This is a genomic window from Chelativorans xinjiangensis, assembly GCF_009812055.1.
GTDB classification, from domain to species: domain Bacteria; phylum Pseudomonadota; class Alphaproteobacteria; order Rhizobiales; family Rhizobiaceae; genus Chelativorans; species Chelativorans xinjiangense.
Genome location: NZ_WQNH01000010.1, coordinates 45,945 through 60,770, shown reverse-complemented (window position 1 = coordinate 60,770; position 14,826 = coordinate 45,945). Strand labels below are relative to the sequence as shown.

The 14,826-nt window shown below is 63.0% G+C and carries 13 protein-coding genes and 3 pseudogenes; 11 read left to right on the top strand and 5 right to left on the bottom strand.

Features of this window, described 5'->3' with window-relative positions; genetic code table 11:
- Window positions 1-45: 45 nt before the first annotated feature.
- The 5 genes from GM910_RS09395 to GM910_RS09375 all read right to left on the bottom strand — a co-directional run bounded on the left by GM910_RS09395 (window position 46) and on the right by GM910_RS09375 (window position 4,940).
- Window positions 46-930 (bottom strand): ABC transporter ATP-binding protein, encoded by an 885-nt coding sequence (locus GM910_RS09395; RefSeq protein WP_246225932.1) that lies wholly within the window; start codon window positions 928-930, stop codon window positions 46-48.
- Window positions 931-1,674 (bottom strand): ABC transporter ATP-binding protein, encoded by a 744-nt coding sequence (locus GM910_RS09390; protein WP_159587263.1) that lies wholly within the window; start codon window positions 1,672-1,674, stop codon window positions 931-933. It abuts the gene before it with no gap.
- On the bottom strand, window positions 1,671-2,735 hold the full coding sequence (locus GM910_RS09385; protein ID WP_246225931.1) for a branched-chain amino acid ABC transporter permease: 1,065 nt from the start codon (window positions 2,733-2,735) through the stop codon (window positions 1,671-1,673). The genes GM910_RS09390 and GM910_RS09385 overlap by 4 nt, the downstream gene beginning before the upstream one ends.
- Window positions 2,732-3,634 (bottom strand): branched-chain amino acid ABC transporter permease, encoded by a 903-nt coding sequence (locus GM910_RS09380; RefSeq protein ID WP_201285445.1) that lies wholly within the window; start codon window positions 3,632-3,634, stop codon window positions 2,732-2,734. Before GM910_RS09380 ends, GM910_RS09385 begins: the two co-directional genes overlap by 4 nt.
- An 85-nt stretch (window positions 3,635-3,719) precedes the next feature.
- The gene (locus GM910_RS09375; RefSeq protein WP_159587261.1) at window positions 3,720-4,940 is read right to left on the bottom strand and encodes an amino acid ABC transporter substrate-binding protein; all 1,221 of its coding nucleotides are present in this window, start codon (window positions 4,938-4,940) and stop codon (window positions 3,720-3,722) included.
- A 360-nt stretch (window positions 4,941-5,300) separates the two neighbouring features.
- On the opposite strand from GM910_RS09375, the pseudogene GM910_RS09370 reads away from it, so the two are divergent.
- The 11 genes and pseudogenes from GM910_RS09370 to GM910_RS09325 form a co-directional block, all read left to right on the top strand.
- Window positions 5,301-5,651 (top strand): annotated as a pseudogene (locus tag GM910_RS09370) (PAS domain S-box protein); the annotation flags it as partial.
- Window positions 5,652-5,789: 138 nt separating this feature from the next.
- Window positions 5,790-5,897: pseudogene (locus tag GM910_RS27180) on the top strand (TRAP transporter substrate-binding protein); the annotation flags it as partial.
- A 45-nt stretch (window positions 5,898-5,942) separates the two neighbouring features.
- Window positions 5,943-6,188, top strand: a pseudogene (locus GM910_RS27175) (SMP-30/gluconolactonase/LRE family protein); the annotation flags it as partial.
- A 163-nt stretch (window positions 6,189-6,351) separates the two neighbouring features.
- Entirely contained in the window at window positions 6,352-7,029 is a 678-nt protein-coding gene (locus tag GM910_RS09360) for a cupin domain-containing protein (protein ID WP_159587259.1), read from the top strand.
- Window positions 7,030-7,032: 3 nt separating this feature from the next.
- Complete coding sequence (locus GM910_RS09355) at window positions 7,033-8,628, top strand: ABC transporter substrate-binding protein (protein WP_159587258.1); 1,596 nt, start codon at window positions 7,033-7,035, stop codon at window positions 8,626-8,628.
- Between the two features lie 60 nt (window positions 8,629-8,688).
- Window positions 8,689-9,717, top strand: a complete 1,029-nt coding sequence (locus GM910_RS09350) for an ABC transporter permease (RefSeq protein WP_159587257.1) — start codon at window positions 8,689-8,691, stop codon at window positions 9,715-9,717.
- Complete coding sequence (locus tag GM910_RS09345) at window positions 9,714-10,547, top strand: ABC transporter permease (RefSeq protein WP_159587256.1); 834 nt, start codon at window positions 9,714-9,716, stop codon at window positions 10,545-10,547. Before GM910_RS09350 ends, GM910_RS09345 begins: the two co-directional genes overlap by 4 nt.
- Complete coding sequence (locus GM910_RS09340; RefSeq protein ID WP_159587255.1) at window positions 10,544-11,449, top strand: ABC transporter ATP-binding protein; 906 nt, start codon at window positions 10,544-10,546, stop codon at window positions 11,447-11,449. The genes GM910_RS09345 and GM910_RS09340 overlap by 4 nt, the downstream gene beginning before the upstream one ends.
- Window positions 11,446-12,264 (top strand): ABC transporter ATP-binding protein, encoded by an 819-nt coding sequence (locus GM910_RS09335; RefSeq protein WP_159587254.1) that lies wholly within the window; start codon window positions 11,446-11,448, stop codon window positions 12,262-12,264. Before GM910_RS09340 ends, GM910_RS09335 begins: the two co-directional genes overlap by 4 nt.
- Window positions 12,257-12,754 carry a GAF domain-containing protein gene (locus GM910_RS09330; protein WP_159587253.1) on the top strand — a complete coding sequence of 166 codons (498 nt, stop codon included), beginning with the start codon at window positions 12,257-12,259 and terminating at the stop codon, window positions 12,752-12,754. The genes GM910_RS09335 and GM910_RS09330 overlap by 8 nt, the downstream gene beginning before the upstream one ends.
- On the top strand, window positions 12,754-14,826 hold the full coding sequence (locus tag GM910_RS09325) for a hydantoinase/oxoprolinase family protein (protein WP_159587252.1): 2,073 nt from the start codon (window positions 12,754-12,756) through the stop codon (window positions 14,824-14,826). The genes GM910_RS09330 and GM910_RS09325 overlap by 1 nt, the downstream gene beginning before the upstream one ends.

The window sequence follows — 14,826 nt, the reverse complement described above, 5'->3', positions numbered from 1 at the left end:
CCCGGTATCGCCTTCTCGATTGCGGTGCCGGGCGGCGCTCCCTCGCTACTGACCAAGGAACAGGCGCCCCACATCCGGGTCGGCAATGAGGTCGGCGCCTTTGCCGGCGCGTGCGAGCTGGCCGGAAACCAGGACATAGCCGATATCGGCAAACTCCAGCCCTTTCTTCGCATTCTGCTCGACCATGAGGATGGTCTTGCCGTCGCGGTGCTGCAGACCATCCATGATCTCGAATATCATTTCGATAAAGCGCGGCTCGAGACCGATCGAGGGCTCGTCGATCAGCAGCACTTGCGGGTCCATGACGAGGGCGCGTGAAATCTCCAGGAGACGGCGTTCGCCTCCCGATAGGACCCGGGCCGGCAGGGCTCGTCGCTGTGCCAGCTGCGGATATTTGTCAAAGATGCGCCCGGCGGCGGACTTCGCTTCTTTCGGCGAGTCCATGAGATAGCCGCCCATCCATAGATTTTCCTCCACCGTCAGGTCGGGGAAGGCGGAATTGTCTTGGAGCACGTAGGCGACGCCGGCACGCTTGAGCTTATCGTTGGGCTTCAACCGCGTCACGTCACTGCCGCCGATCCGGACCGATCCGGCATAGATATTGGTAAAGCCGAAGATCGTGTGAAGCACGGTCGACTTGCCTGCGCCGTTAGGGCCGATCAGGCAGAGCGACTGTGCCCGCCCGACCCTTAGCGAGAAATCGTGCAGAACTTCCATTGGCCCGTAGCCGGCGCGCAGGCCGTCGAGCGTCAAAAGGACGTCGTCGCCCGCAAGTTCGTCGAGTGTGCCGAGCGATGGTGCGCCGGCGCCAAACTGCCCGGCTTGCCGCTCCTCATCCGTGATGGACAGCACCGGGTCGGCATTGCCGGCAACGGTGCCTCGCCGGCGCTGGTGCATATGGTTCTTGCTTTGCCTCTCTCGCGTCGCCATTCAATGCGCCCCCAGATAAGCGTCGATGACGCGGCGATCATTTCTGACCTGTTCCGGCGGCCCCTCGGCCAGGAGCTCTCCATGCGCCAGGCAATAGATGTGCTCGGCCATGTTCATGATGACGTTCATATTGTGCTCGATGACAAACAGGGTGACGGCGAATTCCTTGTTGGCCTGCTTCAGACGGTCGATCACGCCATTGATCAGTGTCGGATTGATGCCCGCCGTCGGCTCGTCGAGCATCAGCATCTTCGGCTCGTTCATGAGCGCCATGGCGAACTCCAGAAGCTTCTGCTGGCCGAAGGAAAGCGAGCCAGCCTGCAGCTTGCGTTTGGCGTGGAGGCCGACGAAGGCCAGGAGGTCCTCGGCCTGCTTCTCGCGTTCCGGGTTGTGCACCTGGAAGAGGTTTACGAGACTCCCGCCTCTCTGAGACGTGGAGATGAGCATGTTTTCTATGCAGGTCATGCGACCGTAGATCCGTGTCTGCTGGAAGGTGCGGATGAGGCCGAGGCGGGCAATCTCGGCCACGCGAAGATGAGAGATTTCCTGCTCCTGGAAACGGATGGTGCCCTTGTCAATCGGATGCGTGCCGACGATGGAGGAAAACAGGGTGGTCTTGCCGGATCCGTTGGGGCCGATCAGGCCAACGATCCGGCCTTTTTCCACCTTGAGGCTGATCGATCGGTTGGCCCGGACGCCACCAAAGGATTTCGAAACGTTTTCGACTTCCAGCATCGTGCTCATCCTGTCGTCTCCTCCGCCCGATCGGGCCTCGCCGCCTCTTCGACGCGGTGACCGAAACGGGCAGGAAAGCGCTCGCGGAAATAGCCCATGATACCCTGGGGAAAGAAGACGACGATCACCACGATCAGAAGCCCGAGCGCCACGCGTTGCCAGCCGAGCAGATAGGTCCATGTCGTCTCCTTGACGACCTGGAAGACGGCGGCGCCGATAACCGGTCCCCACAGGGTGCCCTTGCCCCCCAGGATGGCCATGAGCACCATCCAGACGCCGAAGGTGGCGCCGGCGAATGCGGTATCGATGGGGTCGATGAAGCGCTTGAGGTTGCCCAGAAGACCACCGGCGATCCCGAGAAAGAATGCGGCGATAACCCACGCCATGACCTTGATCCGCGTGGTCTTGAGGCCCATGGATTCAGCCTTGTCCTCATTGTCCCGTATGGCGTTGATGGCGAGCCGGAAGCGCGTCGTGTAGAGCCAGCGCAGAACGAGAAAGGTGGCGATGGCGAGCGCCATGGCGAGGAAGTAGTAGAAGCGGGACAGATCACCCAGCGCGGCAGGCGGCGTGGGCGGCACCATGCCGGAGCCGGCCCCGATCCATTCCCATCCATTCGCTATCTGGCCGGCGGCAATGCCAAGGCCCAATGTGCAGATCGCGAAATAATGGCCGCGCATGCCGAGGACCAGACCGCCGAGAATGGCCGCGGCAATCGCGGCCAATACGGCGCCGACCGGAAGGCCGATAGCAAGACCCTCGAGATACTGGCCGAGATCGAATGTGAAGACCGTGGCGCCGCCGCCGCGTGCGTTGTTGTAGGTGGAGACCTCGTAGAACAGGCCCACCTGGACCGCCGCGCAGGCATACATGCCGATGCCCAGGAAAACCACGTTGCCGAAGGAATTGTAGCCCATCTGGCCACCGACCAGATCCCAGGTCAGTGCGAAGACGATGAAGAGCCACAGCTCCGCCATTTGCGACTGGTAGGCTGAAAAGAGGAGCGGCGCCGCAAGGCCGACCAGAAGGATCGCCAGATAGCCGGCAAATTTCGCATATGGAGCCCTCACTTCAGATACTCTCGCCGCCTGGCCAGCCGCCAGTTGCGCCATACCAGTACGACGACCAGCAGCAGGAATACGAATGCGAGCTGGAATTGTGTGCCGAGAACGAAACCCGCAACATTCTCGGCCGCACCGAGACCGAGCCCGGCGATAATGACGCCGGCCAGATTGCCGAGACCGGCAACGACAACGATCATGAACGAACGGATCGTGTAGGGCAGTCCGAGATAGGGGTGGATGGTGTAAGCCATGGCGACGAGGGCGCCGCACGCGCCGCAGATCGCTGCGTTGAGCCCATAGGTGGCGGCATAGACGCGGTCGGTGTCGATGCCGAGCACCCGTGCGGCGCGGGCATTCTGTGCCGTCGCCCGAATGGCCTGGCCCAACCTGGAGCGTTTCAAGAACACGACCAGCGTCGCGCCGAGCACGGCAGCGAGTGCGAATGCGAGGAGCTTGATCTCGGCGAGCGCCACCAGCCCGTCCATCAGCAACACGGTTCCAAGCCCGGCATCGGCGATCTGCACATCGCCCCCGAAGACGGTGTTCATGAGCTGCTGCAGCACGATGGAAATGCCGAATGTCGCCAGGACCGACGTGAAGAGGTCGCGATCGACTATTCTGAATATCACAGTATGATAGAGCGCCCAGCCGAGAACGAAGAGCAGGATGGCGGCGACCGGTACGCCGAGAAGTGGCGGCAGGCCGTACATGCCCATGACGACGGCGACATATCCGCCGAGGATGACGAACTCGCCCTGGGTGATGTTGATGATGTTCATCACCCCCCAAACGAGCGCCATGCCATAGGCGGCCAGCGCGAATATGGCGCCGATGAGGAGCCCGTTGAGCACGAGGTCCAGGGTGATCACGGGCGCCTGGACGAGGATCTGGATATTGTCCAGCACGGGCGGAAACCGCGGTTCAAGCGTTCATTGTCTTGGCGCAAGGGCGGACGGATCGGACCCCGCCCGCCCGTCTTGACCCTGTCCGCTACATGGCCGGACGCGGGACGACCGCATCGGTCTCGGCAAAATCAGACGGCGACACCACCTTGTACTCGCCGTCAAGCACCTGATAGAGCGCCATCGGTTTGGCGACATTCTTGCCGGTCTCGTCAAAATCGATCGGCCCGTAGAACGTCATCATGTCGGTGGACGAAAGCGCGTCTCTGACTTTTTGCGAATCCAGTTCGCCGGCCCGCTCCAGCGCATCGGCATAGACCTGCACCGCGGCGGCGGACTCGGCCGCCTGATAGGGCGGGGCATAGCCGTAAGTCTCCTCAAACAGCGCGGCGAACTCGGCCGCCGAACCGAACAGATCGTCCGAATAGCTCAGCGTCGGCGCCCATTGGGTCGCACACAAAGTGTATTCGGCTGCCTCGTCGAACTTGCCGATGATGTCTGCCGAATCGCAATGCGTCATGGCGAGCACCGACACATTGACCTGCATCTCGCTGATCTGGCGGATGGCCGTGGCCGCGCCCTTGGAGTGGCCGGACACGATCAGCAGATCGGGCTCGAGCGCCTTCACCTTGGTCAGGGTCGCCGTCATGTCGTTGAGCTCGCGCGGAAGCTGGTCGTCGATGACCGCCTCCATGCCGTATTCCTTCATGTCATCGAGCACGCCGGCGCGCACGTCCTGGCTGAACGGATCGTTCTCGAACGCCATCGCCACCTTGATCTCGCCGGGCTCCTTGCCAAGCTCCTCAGCATGTTCGGCCACCAGCGTGATGGCGCCTCTCAGATACTGCTCGGACGTCGAAAGCGTGGCGAAGATGTATTCCCAGCCATTGGTAAAGAGCGAACGGGATGCGCCGTTGGCTTCGACCATCGGCACCTTGTGCTCCTCGGTCACCGGGGCGATTGCCTTGGTCATGCCGGATGAATATGGTCCGAGCATGAACTCGATGCCGTCCTGCTGGATCAGGCGCTCCGCCAGCTCCGCCCCGCGGGCGGGCGTCGACTCGTCGTCATAATATTTGATTTCGAGCGTGTAGGCCTTGTCGCCCACTGTCACGCCGCCGGCTCCATTGATCTTGTCGACGGCGAGATCGTAGCCGCGCTGCGTGTGTTCGCCATTTGTGGTGTATTTGCCGGTCAGGGACACTGCCGCGCCGAGGGTGATCGTATCACCGGATTGGGCATATGCCACTGTGACCGGGAGACTGACCGCTGCGAGGGCGGTCATTGCAAGCTTACTATGATGCAGCATGCGAGTTCCTCCCTGATGCTTTCTTTTGTATTGGCCTGTCAGCGTCGGCTCTCTTCTCGGGCAGCACTTGCGTCTGCCCGAAAAGATGAGGTGGGATATAGGGCGTGCTTGAAGAAATGACACCCACACCTTGCACAGGGTGCGGATAACGATCTGCCGCCCGGGCTCGGAGGTACTCTGAGCCTCTCAGCACCGGCCGGTCATCAACACGCCGCTTCCCGCGCAACCTCGGAAAACAGGGTGTCAGCGCAGCGCTCCTATACCCTCCGACAGTTGCATCGTAGAGGGCTCGGGCGCCAAAGCTAAACCTCCAATCTCTATAGCTATTCTGCGATTGCAAGATTTGTGGATGCGGTGGATATCGACCGCGCCGAGATTGCCGATCGACAGCTTCTGGCACGCGAAGCGCATCTCAGGTCAATCCTGGACACGGTGCCGGACGCGACGGTTGTGATCGACACGGACGGTACGATAATCTCCTTCAATCGCGCGGCCGTCCGGCAGTTCGGATACACCGACGATGAGGCGATCGGCCAATCGGTGAGGCTGGAGGAGGGCAGCACTGCGCCTCCTTCGAGATCTCTCAACGTCCACACCGGAGTGTGCGGCCGCCCCAGAGAGGCAGCACGAAGGCCCGAAAGGACACGTGTGCCTTCTGAAGGAGCATCAAATGGTAGCGCCCTGCATGGGTGCCCGAGATGCAGTTCGTGAGCGCGCCCTTCCTGTTCGACGACCGCGAGCACTGGTCACGCTTCATGGCCTCCGATCTCATCGAGGGTTGGCACGAGCGGATCGAGACGGAAGCGGGCATCACGGTGATCGGCGATTCGACGGCCATGGTATCGCGTGATGGTGGCGAAGAAGCCGGTGGAATCGCTCGCCGACATCAGCGGATTGCGGCTGCACCTGCACCTGGACGAACTCGCCGCGCCTGCGTGGCGCCATCTCGGCGCAGAGGTACGCACACTGGGTTGGACCGAGGTCTATGAATCGCTGGGCCGCGGCATCGTCGAGGCCGGTAGGATCGATCGTGTGGTCGAATTGCCATGCTCGTGGCCGACAAGCTGCACATTCGGTGGAGACCGTTTGGACACGCTTTATGTGACCTCCGCACGCTACACGATGGGCGAAGATCATTTGGCCTCCCGTCCCTGGGAGGGCGGCCTTTTCCGTATTGACGTGGGTGTTGGCGGTCTGCCGACCAACCAAACGGAACTTGGAGACAACCTGGGCAGAATGCGTCACTGAAATCGTCAAAAACATAGGTGTGGAGATCCACGCTGCGCGTGACCTCTTGGATCAAGTTGGGCCTTGAATTTCTCGAAGTGGCACCGTGGCTGGTTCCGGATTCTCCCTTGACGCGCGGTTTTAGTGTTGCTTCAATTTTAGTTCCACTAAAATGGAGAGCGGAATGGCGAACTTTGCGGTCAGGGAGATTGCGGGAGCCGAAGGCTATCATCCGCTGGGCGAGCGGTTGCGCAAACGGCGTCGCACACTCGGCCTGACGCTCAAGGAAGTTGCAGTCGGTTCGGGGCTGTCCGTCGGCTTCATTTCCCAAATCGAGCGTGGCATCGCCGCCCCGTCCCTTTCCTCGCTGGTTTCCGTCGCCCGGGTCCTGGGCACCGAGGTCGGCGAATTCCTGTCCCAGCCCAAGGGCAACGTGCCGATAACCCGGCACGACCAGCGCCCGGTTTATGCTGTCAGTCCCCACTCGCTGACCTATGAACGCGTCTCCTCTTCCTTTCCGGGAAACGTACTGCGTAGCGTCATAATCCACGAACCGCCGGGCCATCGCAGCGAACCGATCTCCCATGAGGGAGAAGAAATGTTCTACCTCCTGGAAGGAACGGTAACCGTCGAGGTGGCCGGCGAGCGGACCGTGCTGGAGGCCGGCGACTCGCTCCATTTCCCTTCCACCAAAACGCATTCGTCGTGGAACCATTCGGATCGGCCGGCAACCATCCTTTGGGTCGGCACGATGGACGTCTTTGGCGATGACCTGAACGAGGAGCACCACAAGGAAAGCGGTGCGGTGCATGGCGGCAGCAGAAACAAAAACAAGCGCAACAACCACCAGACAGAGGTGTGAACAATGAAACGCTACAAGCTTCCACTCGCAGCGGCACTGCTTGCCGCTACCGTGCTCACCGGCACCAACGCCGTTGCCCAGACCGTCCTGCGCCTAGACGAGGTCGCCGTCGGCGAGCTCGATCCCGGCAAGGCTTCGGACTATGCCGACTCCATCCTGATGTTCAATGTCTACGACACGCTCGTGCTCCCCAAGCAGGGTGGGCCGGGCTACGTGCCGCATCTGGCCGAAAGCTGGGAGACGGACGGCAACGACTACGTCTTCGCCCTGCGCGACGACGTCACATTCCAGAGCGGCAATCCGATGACGGCGGAAGATGTCGTCTTCTCCTTCGACCGCATGAAGGCGCTGGGCCAGGGCCTCTCCTTCCTGTTCGAGAATGTGGACGCGGCGGAGGCCGTCGATGAGCGCACGGTGCGCTTCAAGCTCAGCCAGCCCTATTCGCCCTTCATCGCCTCGCTGGTGCGGCTCCCCATCATCGACAAGAAGCTGGTGATGGAGAACCTCGGCGAGGGCGAAGGCGAGATGGGCGACTGGGGCCAGACCTATCTGTCGGCGAACTCAGCCGGCACCGGTGCCTACAAGGTCACTTCGCACAATCCGCAACAGGAAACCGTGATGGAAAGGAACGCCGACTATTTCCTCGGCGTCCCTGATGCCGCCCCCGACACCGTGCGCCTGCGCTACGGGCTGGAGGCGGCCACGGTGCGCACGCTGATCGCCCAGGGCGAGCACGACATTTCCTCGCAATGGCTCCCACCGGAGGTGATCAAGTCGCTCGCCGCCGATGGCGCCCAGCTTCTTCAGGAGACCGGCGGCGGCGCCTTCTACATCAAGATGAACACGGCGAAGCCCCCGCTCGATGACGCCAATTGCCGCCTGGCGTTGGCCAACGCCTATGACTATGCGGCCGGCATCAAGATGGTTGCGATCACCGAGGACGTGGCGCAGGGCAGCCCGTCGACGGGCGCCATCCCAGTCGGCATGTACGGTGCCAACCCGGCGTCCGACATCCTGGAGCGCAATCTGGAGGCGGCAAAGCAGTATCTCGCCGACTGCAAGTACGATCCGTCGGAGTTCACGCTGGAGATCTCATGGATCGGCGAGGTGCCGCTGGAGGAGCGCTTCGCGCTGCTGATGCAGGCCAATTTCGCCGAACTCGGCATCAAGTCGGAAATCCGGAAGGTTCCGTGGGCGCTCTTTACCGAACAGGTGACGAAGCCGGAGAACACGCCGAACATCTCGCAGATCTTCGTCAATGCTGTCACCGGCGACCCTGACACGCTGCTTTATCCGATGTATCATTCCTCGGCATCGGGCACCTGGCAGTCACCGGAATATCTCGATGACGAGCAGGTCGACGCCGCACTTGAAAAGGGCCGCACGGAGACGACGGCGGAGGGCCGCGAGGCCGCCTATGCCGAGTTCAACGACCGGCTCATGGAGATCGCGCCCTCGATCTACGCCTATGACCGCCAGTCAATCTTCGCCGCCTCCAACCGCGTCAACGCGCCGGCGCTGAGCGGCGATCCGGCACAAGCCTTCGGCCTCGACGGCATGGGCTTCTCCTTCCGGCTCATGGAAATGACCGGCGAGTAAGAACACCCGCATCCCTGCCGGTCGCAGCGCCGGCCGGGGCGGAACCGCAATGGACTGCAGATGTCACCTGTCACCCGCCTCATATTGAAGCGGCTGGGCATGTCTCTGATCGTGCTGGTCGGAGTGTCCATGCTGATCTTCACCATCGCCCGGGTCATCCCCGGCGATCCCGCGCGCATCGCGCTCGGCCCCAATGCGACGGCCGAGCAGGTGGAGGCGCTGCGCCAGCGCCTGCATCTCGATGAACCACTGCCGGTGCAATATGGCTACTTCATCCGCGATCTCGCGCAGGGCGATCTTGGCATCTCGCTCTACACCAACCGGCCGGTGACGGCCGACATCGCCCAGTTCCTGCCCGCCACGCTGGAGCTCATCTTCGTCGCCGGCGCCATGATGATCCTGATCGGCCTACCGCTCGGCGTCATCTCGGCGCGCTATCGCGGCACCTGGGTCGACAATGCCGTGCGCGTCGCCTCGCTGCTCGGCGTGTCGGCACCCAGTTTCGTCTGGGCGGTGATCCTGATGCTGCTCTTCGCCTTTTTCCTGCCGCTCTTCCCGATCGCGGGCCGTATCGCCGACAGCTACGCCATACCCCATGTGACGGGCTTCCTGTTCATAGACACGCTGCTGGCGGGCAATCTTGCAGCCTTCAGCAATGCCGCCTGGCACATCGTCCTGCCGGCCTTCGCGCTGGCGCTTTCGGGCATAGGACAGGCAGCCCGGCTGACGCGCTCCAATATGGTCGAGACCTACGACCGCCCATTCATAGAGATGGCGCAGTCTTACGGCTTCCCGGAACGCCGCATCGCCAACCGCTATGCCTTTCGGCCGTCCATGATCCCCTCGCTCACCATCATAGGGCTGGATTTCGCGGCCATGCTGGGCAATGCCTTCCTGGTCGAGGCCGTTTTCGCCTGGCCCGGCCTGTCGCGCTACGGCGTCGCCGTCATCCTGCGCAAGGACCTGAACGCCATCGTCGGCACGGTGCTCATCATCTCGGCGATGTTCCTGATCGTGAATATCATCGTCGACCTGGTGATCGCCTTCATCAATCCGCGCATCCGCCTGTCGCAGAGGGCAGCCGCATGAAGCGCACGGCCGCCATACTGATCGCCAATCCGCTGTCGGCATTCGGCGTTCTGCTGATTGCCGCCGTCGTCCTTGGCGCCGTTTTTGCCGACTTCATCGCCCCCTTCCCGGAGCATCGCGGCGCCGTGGTGGACTTCGCCAATTTCAACCGCGCGCCGGGCTGGCCCTATATCTTCGGCACCGATCTGGTGGGCCGCGACCTCTTCAGCCGTATCCTCTACGCCTATCGTATCTCGTTGTTGCTGGGTGTGGTGGTGCTGGCAATCGCGGTGCCCATCGGCGTGACTATCGGTCTGTTTGCCGGCTATCTGGGCGGCTGGGCCGAATATGTGCTCATGCGTATCACCGACGTCTTCCTGTCGATCCCGCCGCTGGTGCTCGCCATGTCGATGATGGGGCTTCTGGAGCCGACGCTCACCAACGGCATGCTGGCCGTCACCGCCATGTGGTGGCCCTGGTACACGCGGCTCGTCTACAACCTGACACGCGGCGAAAAGGAAGAGGGCTATGTGCTGGCCGCCGAGATCATCGGCGCCTCGAGGCTGCACGTGATCTTCCGCGAGATCCTGCCGAACTGTGTGCCCTCCATTCTCACCAAGATGACGCTGGATTTGGGCTTCGTCATCCTGATCGCCTCCTCGCTCTCCTTTCTCGGGCTCGGCGTGCAGCCGCCGACGCCGGATCTCGGTTCCATGGTGGCGGACGGGGCGAAGTACCTGCCCGATTCCTGGTGGCTGACGGTCTTTCCAGGCCTTGCCATCCTGGTCGCCGTCTTCGGCTTCAACCTGCTGGGCGACGCGCTGCGCGAGATATTGGGGGTCGACCAATGACCTTTCCGAAAGCCGCCATCCCGACGCTGCGCATCGACGACCTGCATCTGTCGTTCAGGACCTACACCGGGCTGATCGAGGTGCTGCACGGTATATCGCTGCACATCCGCAGGGGCGAGCGCGTGGCGCTGGTGGGTGAGTCCGGCTCTGGCAAGTCGGTGACGGCGCGCATCATCCTCGGACTCCTGCAGATGACGCGTTCGGCGCGTGTCGACGGACTGCTGGAGTTCGAGGGCCGGAACTTAAGCAAACTGTCCGCCGCCGAGCGCCACCGGTTGCGCGGCACGCGCATGTCGATGATCTTCCAGGATCCGACCTCGTCGCTCAATCCGGTCTATCCCGTCATCACGCAGTTCCACGAGGTGCTGAAGCGCGGTGAGCCGGCGATCAACGTGGAGGTAGCGCGCGAGCGCGCTTCGGCCCTGCTGGCGGAAGTCTTCATTCCTGATCCGCAGCGCGTGCTCGATTCCTATCCCTTCCAGCTTTCCGGCGGCATGAACCAGCGCGTCATGATCGCCATGGCGCTCGCCAACGAGCCCGCACTTCTGATCGCCGACGAGCCGGGCACAGCGCTCGACGTCACCGTGCAGGCGCAGACGCTGCATCTGATGCGCGACCTGGTGGTGAAGCACCACACGGCCGTGCTTTTCATCTCGCACAATCTCGGCGTGGTGCGCGAATTCGCCGACCGCGTCTACGTCATCTACAAGGGCCGCATCGTCGAGCACGGCACGGCAGCCGGCCTCTTCGACGATCCGCGCCATCCCTATACGCGCGCGCTGCTCGATGCAATCCCGCGGATCACCGGCGGCGGCATCCCCGAAATCCGTGATGCTGCGGAGGAGTATTTCGCGCCTATGGTCGTGCATGAAGGATGCGGCGAGCCGGGAGGGGCGGCATGACGCACTTCCTGTCGGTCAAGTCCGTCTCCAAGATCTTCAGCGCCGGCGGCCGCAAGGTGGTGGCCGTCGACGATGTCTCCTTCGATGTCGAGGAGGGCGAATGCCTGGCGATCGTCGGCGAGTCCGGCTCGGGCAAGTCCACCATCGCCAACATGATCCTCGGTATCTACCCGCCGTCTGCGGGCACCATTTCCTACCGCGGCGAGATTCTTCCGGCTCGTCGCGACCTGACTCACCGCCGCGCCATACAGCTGGTGCAGCAGAACCCGCTTTCCTCGCTCAATCCCAGACGCACCGTCGGCGCTTCGTTGGGGCTCGCGCTCGATGTGCACGGGATCGGGGAGAAGGCGCGGCGGTGGGACCGGGTCGGACAACTACTGGAGGAAGTCGGGCTGCCCGCCGACTACCGCTCGCGCTCGCCGGCGGCCCTATCCGGCGGCCAGTGCCAGCGCGTGGCGATCGCCCGCGCGCTTGCCTGCGAATCCGATCTGGTCGTGCTCGACGAGCCGACCTCCGCGCTCGACGTGCTCGTCCAGGCGCGCATCCTGAAGCTCCTGAACGAACTCAAGGATCGTCGCGGCCTCACCTACATCTTCATCACCCACGACCTGTCGGTCGTGCGCAACGTGGCTAACCGTGTCGCCGTCTTCGAAAAGGGCAGGCTGGTCGAACTGGGCGGTGTGGAGGCGATCTTCACCGCCCCCAAACACCCCTACACGCGCGGGCTGATCGGCGCCGTGCCCGTTGTCACGCGCCAGGAAGAAAGGCTGCGCGACAGCCTTACGCAAAAGGAGGAAAGCGTTGGAGATGCCTGATTACGCCCAGTTCGTCGAGGCGATGGCGAAGTGCCGGCAGCCACAGGCGACCTACGAGGCGCTGTGGAAGCTCGCGGCGGACACCGTCGGCGTGAAGCTCTTCACGCTGATGCGCTTCGATGCCGCTTCGGGCGTCGCCGAACGTTTCTTCTCCAACATGCCGAACGCCTATCCCGTCTCGGGCACCAAGCCCGTCAACACCACTGACTGGGCGCGGCAGGTGCTTGAGGAGAAACAGATCTTCGTCGCCAACGACATCGCAGGCATCGCCGAAGTCTTCTACGACCACGAACTCATCCAGTCGCTGGGCTGCGCGTCGGTGATCAACGTCCCCGTGGTCATCGGAGGCGAAGTGGCGGGCACGATCAACTGCCTGCACGAGGAAGGCTTTTACACGCAAGAGAAGATCGAGGCCGCCGAGAGGCTGAAACTGCCCGGCGCCGCCTGCTTTCTCTTGAAGGAACTGGACCAGCACATGGGAGCCGCATGATGGCCGAAAAGACAATCCGCGTGGCAACCGACGTCGGCGGGACGTTCACCGATCTGGTCTGCTTCGAGACCGGCTCGGATTCGGGCATCGCCCGCATCGTAACCGCCAAATCCGACACCACCCCGCCGAATTTCGAGGAGGGCGTGCTTAACGTCCTGGAAAAGGGCGGCGTCGATCCCGCCTCGGTCGATTTCCTGGCGCATGGCACGACCGTCGTCATCAACGCGCTGACCGAGCGAAAGGGCGTCAAGGTGGGGCTGATCACCACCGAGGGCTTCCGCGACACGCTGGAGATCGCGCGCGGCAACCGACCGGACTTTTTCAACCTGCACTACGAGAAGCCCAAGCCCTTCGTGCCGCGCTATCTGCGCCGCGAGCTGCCGGGCCGCATAAACTATCACGGCGAGGAGATGACGCCGCTCGATCTCTCCGCTCTGCCGGCGATCCTCGAGGACTTCAAGGCCGACGGCGTTCAGGCTGTCGCCGTCAGCTTCCTCCATTCCTACGCCAATCCGGCGCATGAGCAAGCCACCCTTGCGGAGGTCAGGGAGCTGTGGCCGGAGGCGGCGGTAGTCGCCTCGCACCAGATCACCCGCGAATGGCGCGAATATGAGCGCACCAACACGGCCGTCCTTTCGGCCTATGTCCAGCCCATCGCCGAGCGCTACCTCTCGCGACTTGCGGGCGGGCTCAAGGAAAAGGGCTTCGGGAAAAGCCCCTACATCATGCAATCGAACTGCGGCGTCGACTCGCTGGAGGCCGTCTCGCAGATCCCCATCACCATGGTGGAATCGGGCCCGGCGTCGGGATTCTGGGGTGCTGCCGAGCTCGGCAAGCTGATCGACGAGCCCGATGTGCTCGCGCTCGACATCGGCGGCACGACCGCCAAGTGCTCGCTGATCGAGGACGGGCAGGTCAAGATCATGACCGACTACTGGATCGAGCGCGACCGCACCACCGCCGGCTATCCGATCATGGTGCCCGTGGTCGATCTCGTCGAGATCGGCAATGGCGGCGGCTCCATCGCCTGGGTCGACGCGTTCGGCAAGCTGCATGTCGGCCCGCAATCGGCCGGCGCGGTGCCTGGACCGGCCGCCTACGGTCGCGGCGGCACGGAGGCCACCACCACCGACGCCAATCTCTGGCTCGGCCGCATCAACCGCGACTATTTCTGCGGCGGCGAGATCGAGGCCGACATGGCGGCGGCGGAGAAGGCCATTAAGGCGGTAGGCGAGAAGCTCGGCGTGGATGCAGACGAAGCCGCGCGCGGCATCATCCGCATCGCCAACAACAACATGGTCAACGCGCTGAAGCTCGTCTCACTCAACCGGGGCCACGACCCGCGCGACTTCACGCTGGTCGCCTTCGGCGGCGGCGGAGCGATGCATGCGGTAGCGCTCGCGCAGGAACTGGGCGTGAAGAAAGTCGTGGTGCCGGCTGCGGCCTCCGTCTTTTCCGCCTGGGGCATGATGATGTCGGACCTCAGGCGCGACTACTTCGTCACGCGCCTGGCCGACCTGAAGCCGGGCGCGGCCGAAGGCATCGAAGGCGTCTTCGCCGAAACCGAGGCGCGGGCAATCAGGCAGTTCGAAGCCGAGGGCATCGACGCCTCGAAGGTGAAGTTCCTGCGCTACGGCAAGTTCCGCTACCAGAACCAGGAGCACACGACGGAAGTGCTGTTGGACAGCGGCAAGATCACCGACGACCGACTGCCGGCAATCGAGGCCGCCTTCCACGAGACCTACGAGCGCGAATACACCTACCGGCTCGACGCGCCGGTAGAAATGGTGGGCATCCATCTCGTCGCTTCGGCCGAAGTCGGCAAGCTGACGATGACCAGGCGAGAGCCAACCGGCGCGGCGGCTGACGCGGTGCTCAAGGGTCGCCGCAAGGTGGACTACGCGCTGGAAGGCATCCACGAGGCGGCGATCTATGACGGCGAGAAGCTGGAGCCCGGCATGAAATTCACAGGCCCGGCAATCGTCGAAGATCCCGGCAGCACGATCGTCGTCCATCCTGGCAACGCGGTGGAAGTCGACGGCTACGGCAATATCCGCATCGAACTCAAATAG

Coding starts and splice junctions, on each gene's coding strand:
- GM910_RS09395 (WP_246225932.1), bottom strand. CDS start 930: ATGGCGACGCGAGAGAGGCAAAGCAAGAACCATATGCACCAGCGCCGG.
- GM910_RS09390 (WP_159587263.1), bottom strand. CDS start 1,674: ATGAGCACGATGCTGGAAGTCGAAAACGTTTCGAAATCCTTTGGTGGC.
- GM910_RS09375 (WP_159587261.1), bottom strand. CDS start 4,940: ATGCTGCATCATAGTAAGCTTGCAATGACCGCCCTCGCAGCGGTCAGT.
- GM910_RS09360 (WP_159587259.1), top strand. CDS start 6,352: ATGGCGAACTTTGCGGTCAGGGAGATTGCGGGAGCCGAAGGCTATCAT.
- GM910_RS09355 (WP_159587258.1), top strand. CDS start 7,033: ATGAAACGCTACAAGCTTCCACTCGCAGCGGCACTGCTTGCCGCTACC.
- GM910_RS09350 (WP_159587257.1), top strand. CDS start 8,689: ATGTCACCTGTCACCCGCCTCATATTGAAGCGGCTGGGCATGTCTCTG.
- GM910_RS09345 (WP_159587256.1), top strand. CDS start 9,714: ATGAAGCGCACGGCCGCCATACTGATCGCCAATCCGCTGTCGGCATTC.
- GM910_RS09340 (WP_159587255.1), top strand. CDS start 10,544: ATGACCTTTCCGAAAGCCGCCATCCCGACGCTGCGCATCGACGACCTG.
- GM910_RS09335 (WP_159587254.1), top strand. CDS start 11,446: ATGACGCACTTCCTGTCGGTCAAGTCCGTCTCCAAGATCTTCAGCGCC.
- GM910_RS09330 (WP_159587253.1), top strand. CDS start 12,257: ATGCCTGATTACGCCCAGTTCGTCGAGGCGATGGCGAAGTGCCGGCAG.
- GM910_RS09325 (WP_159587252.1), top strand. CDS start 12,754: ATGGCCGAAAAGACAATCCGCGTGGCAACCGACGTCGGCGGGACGTTC.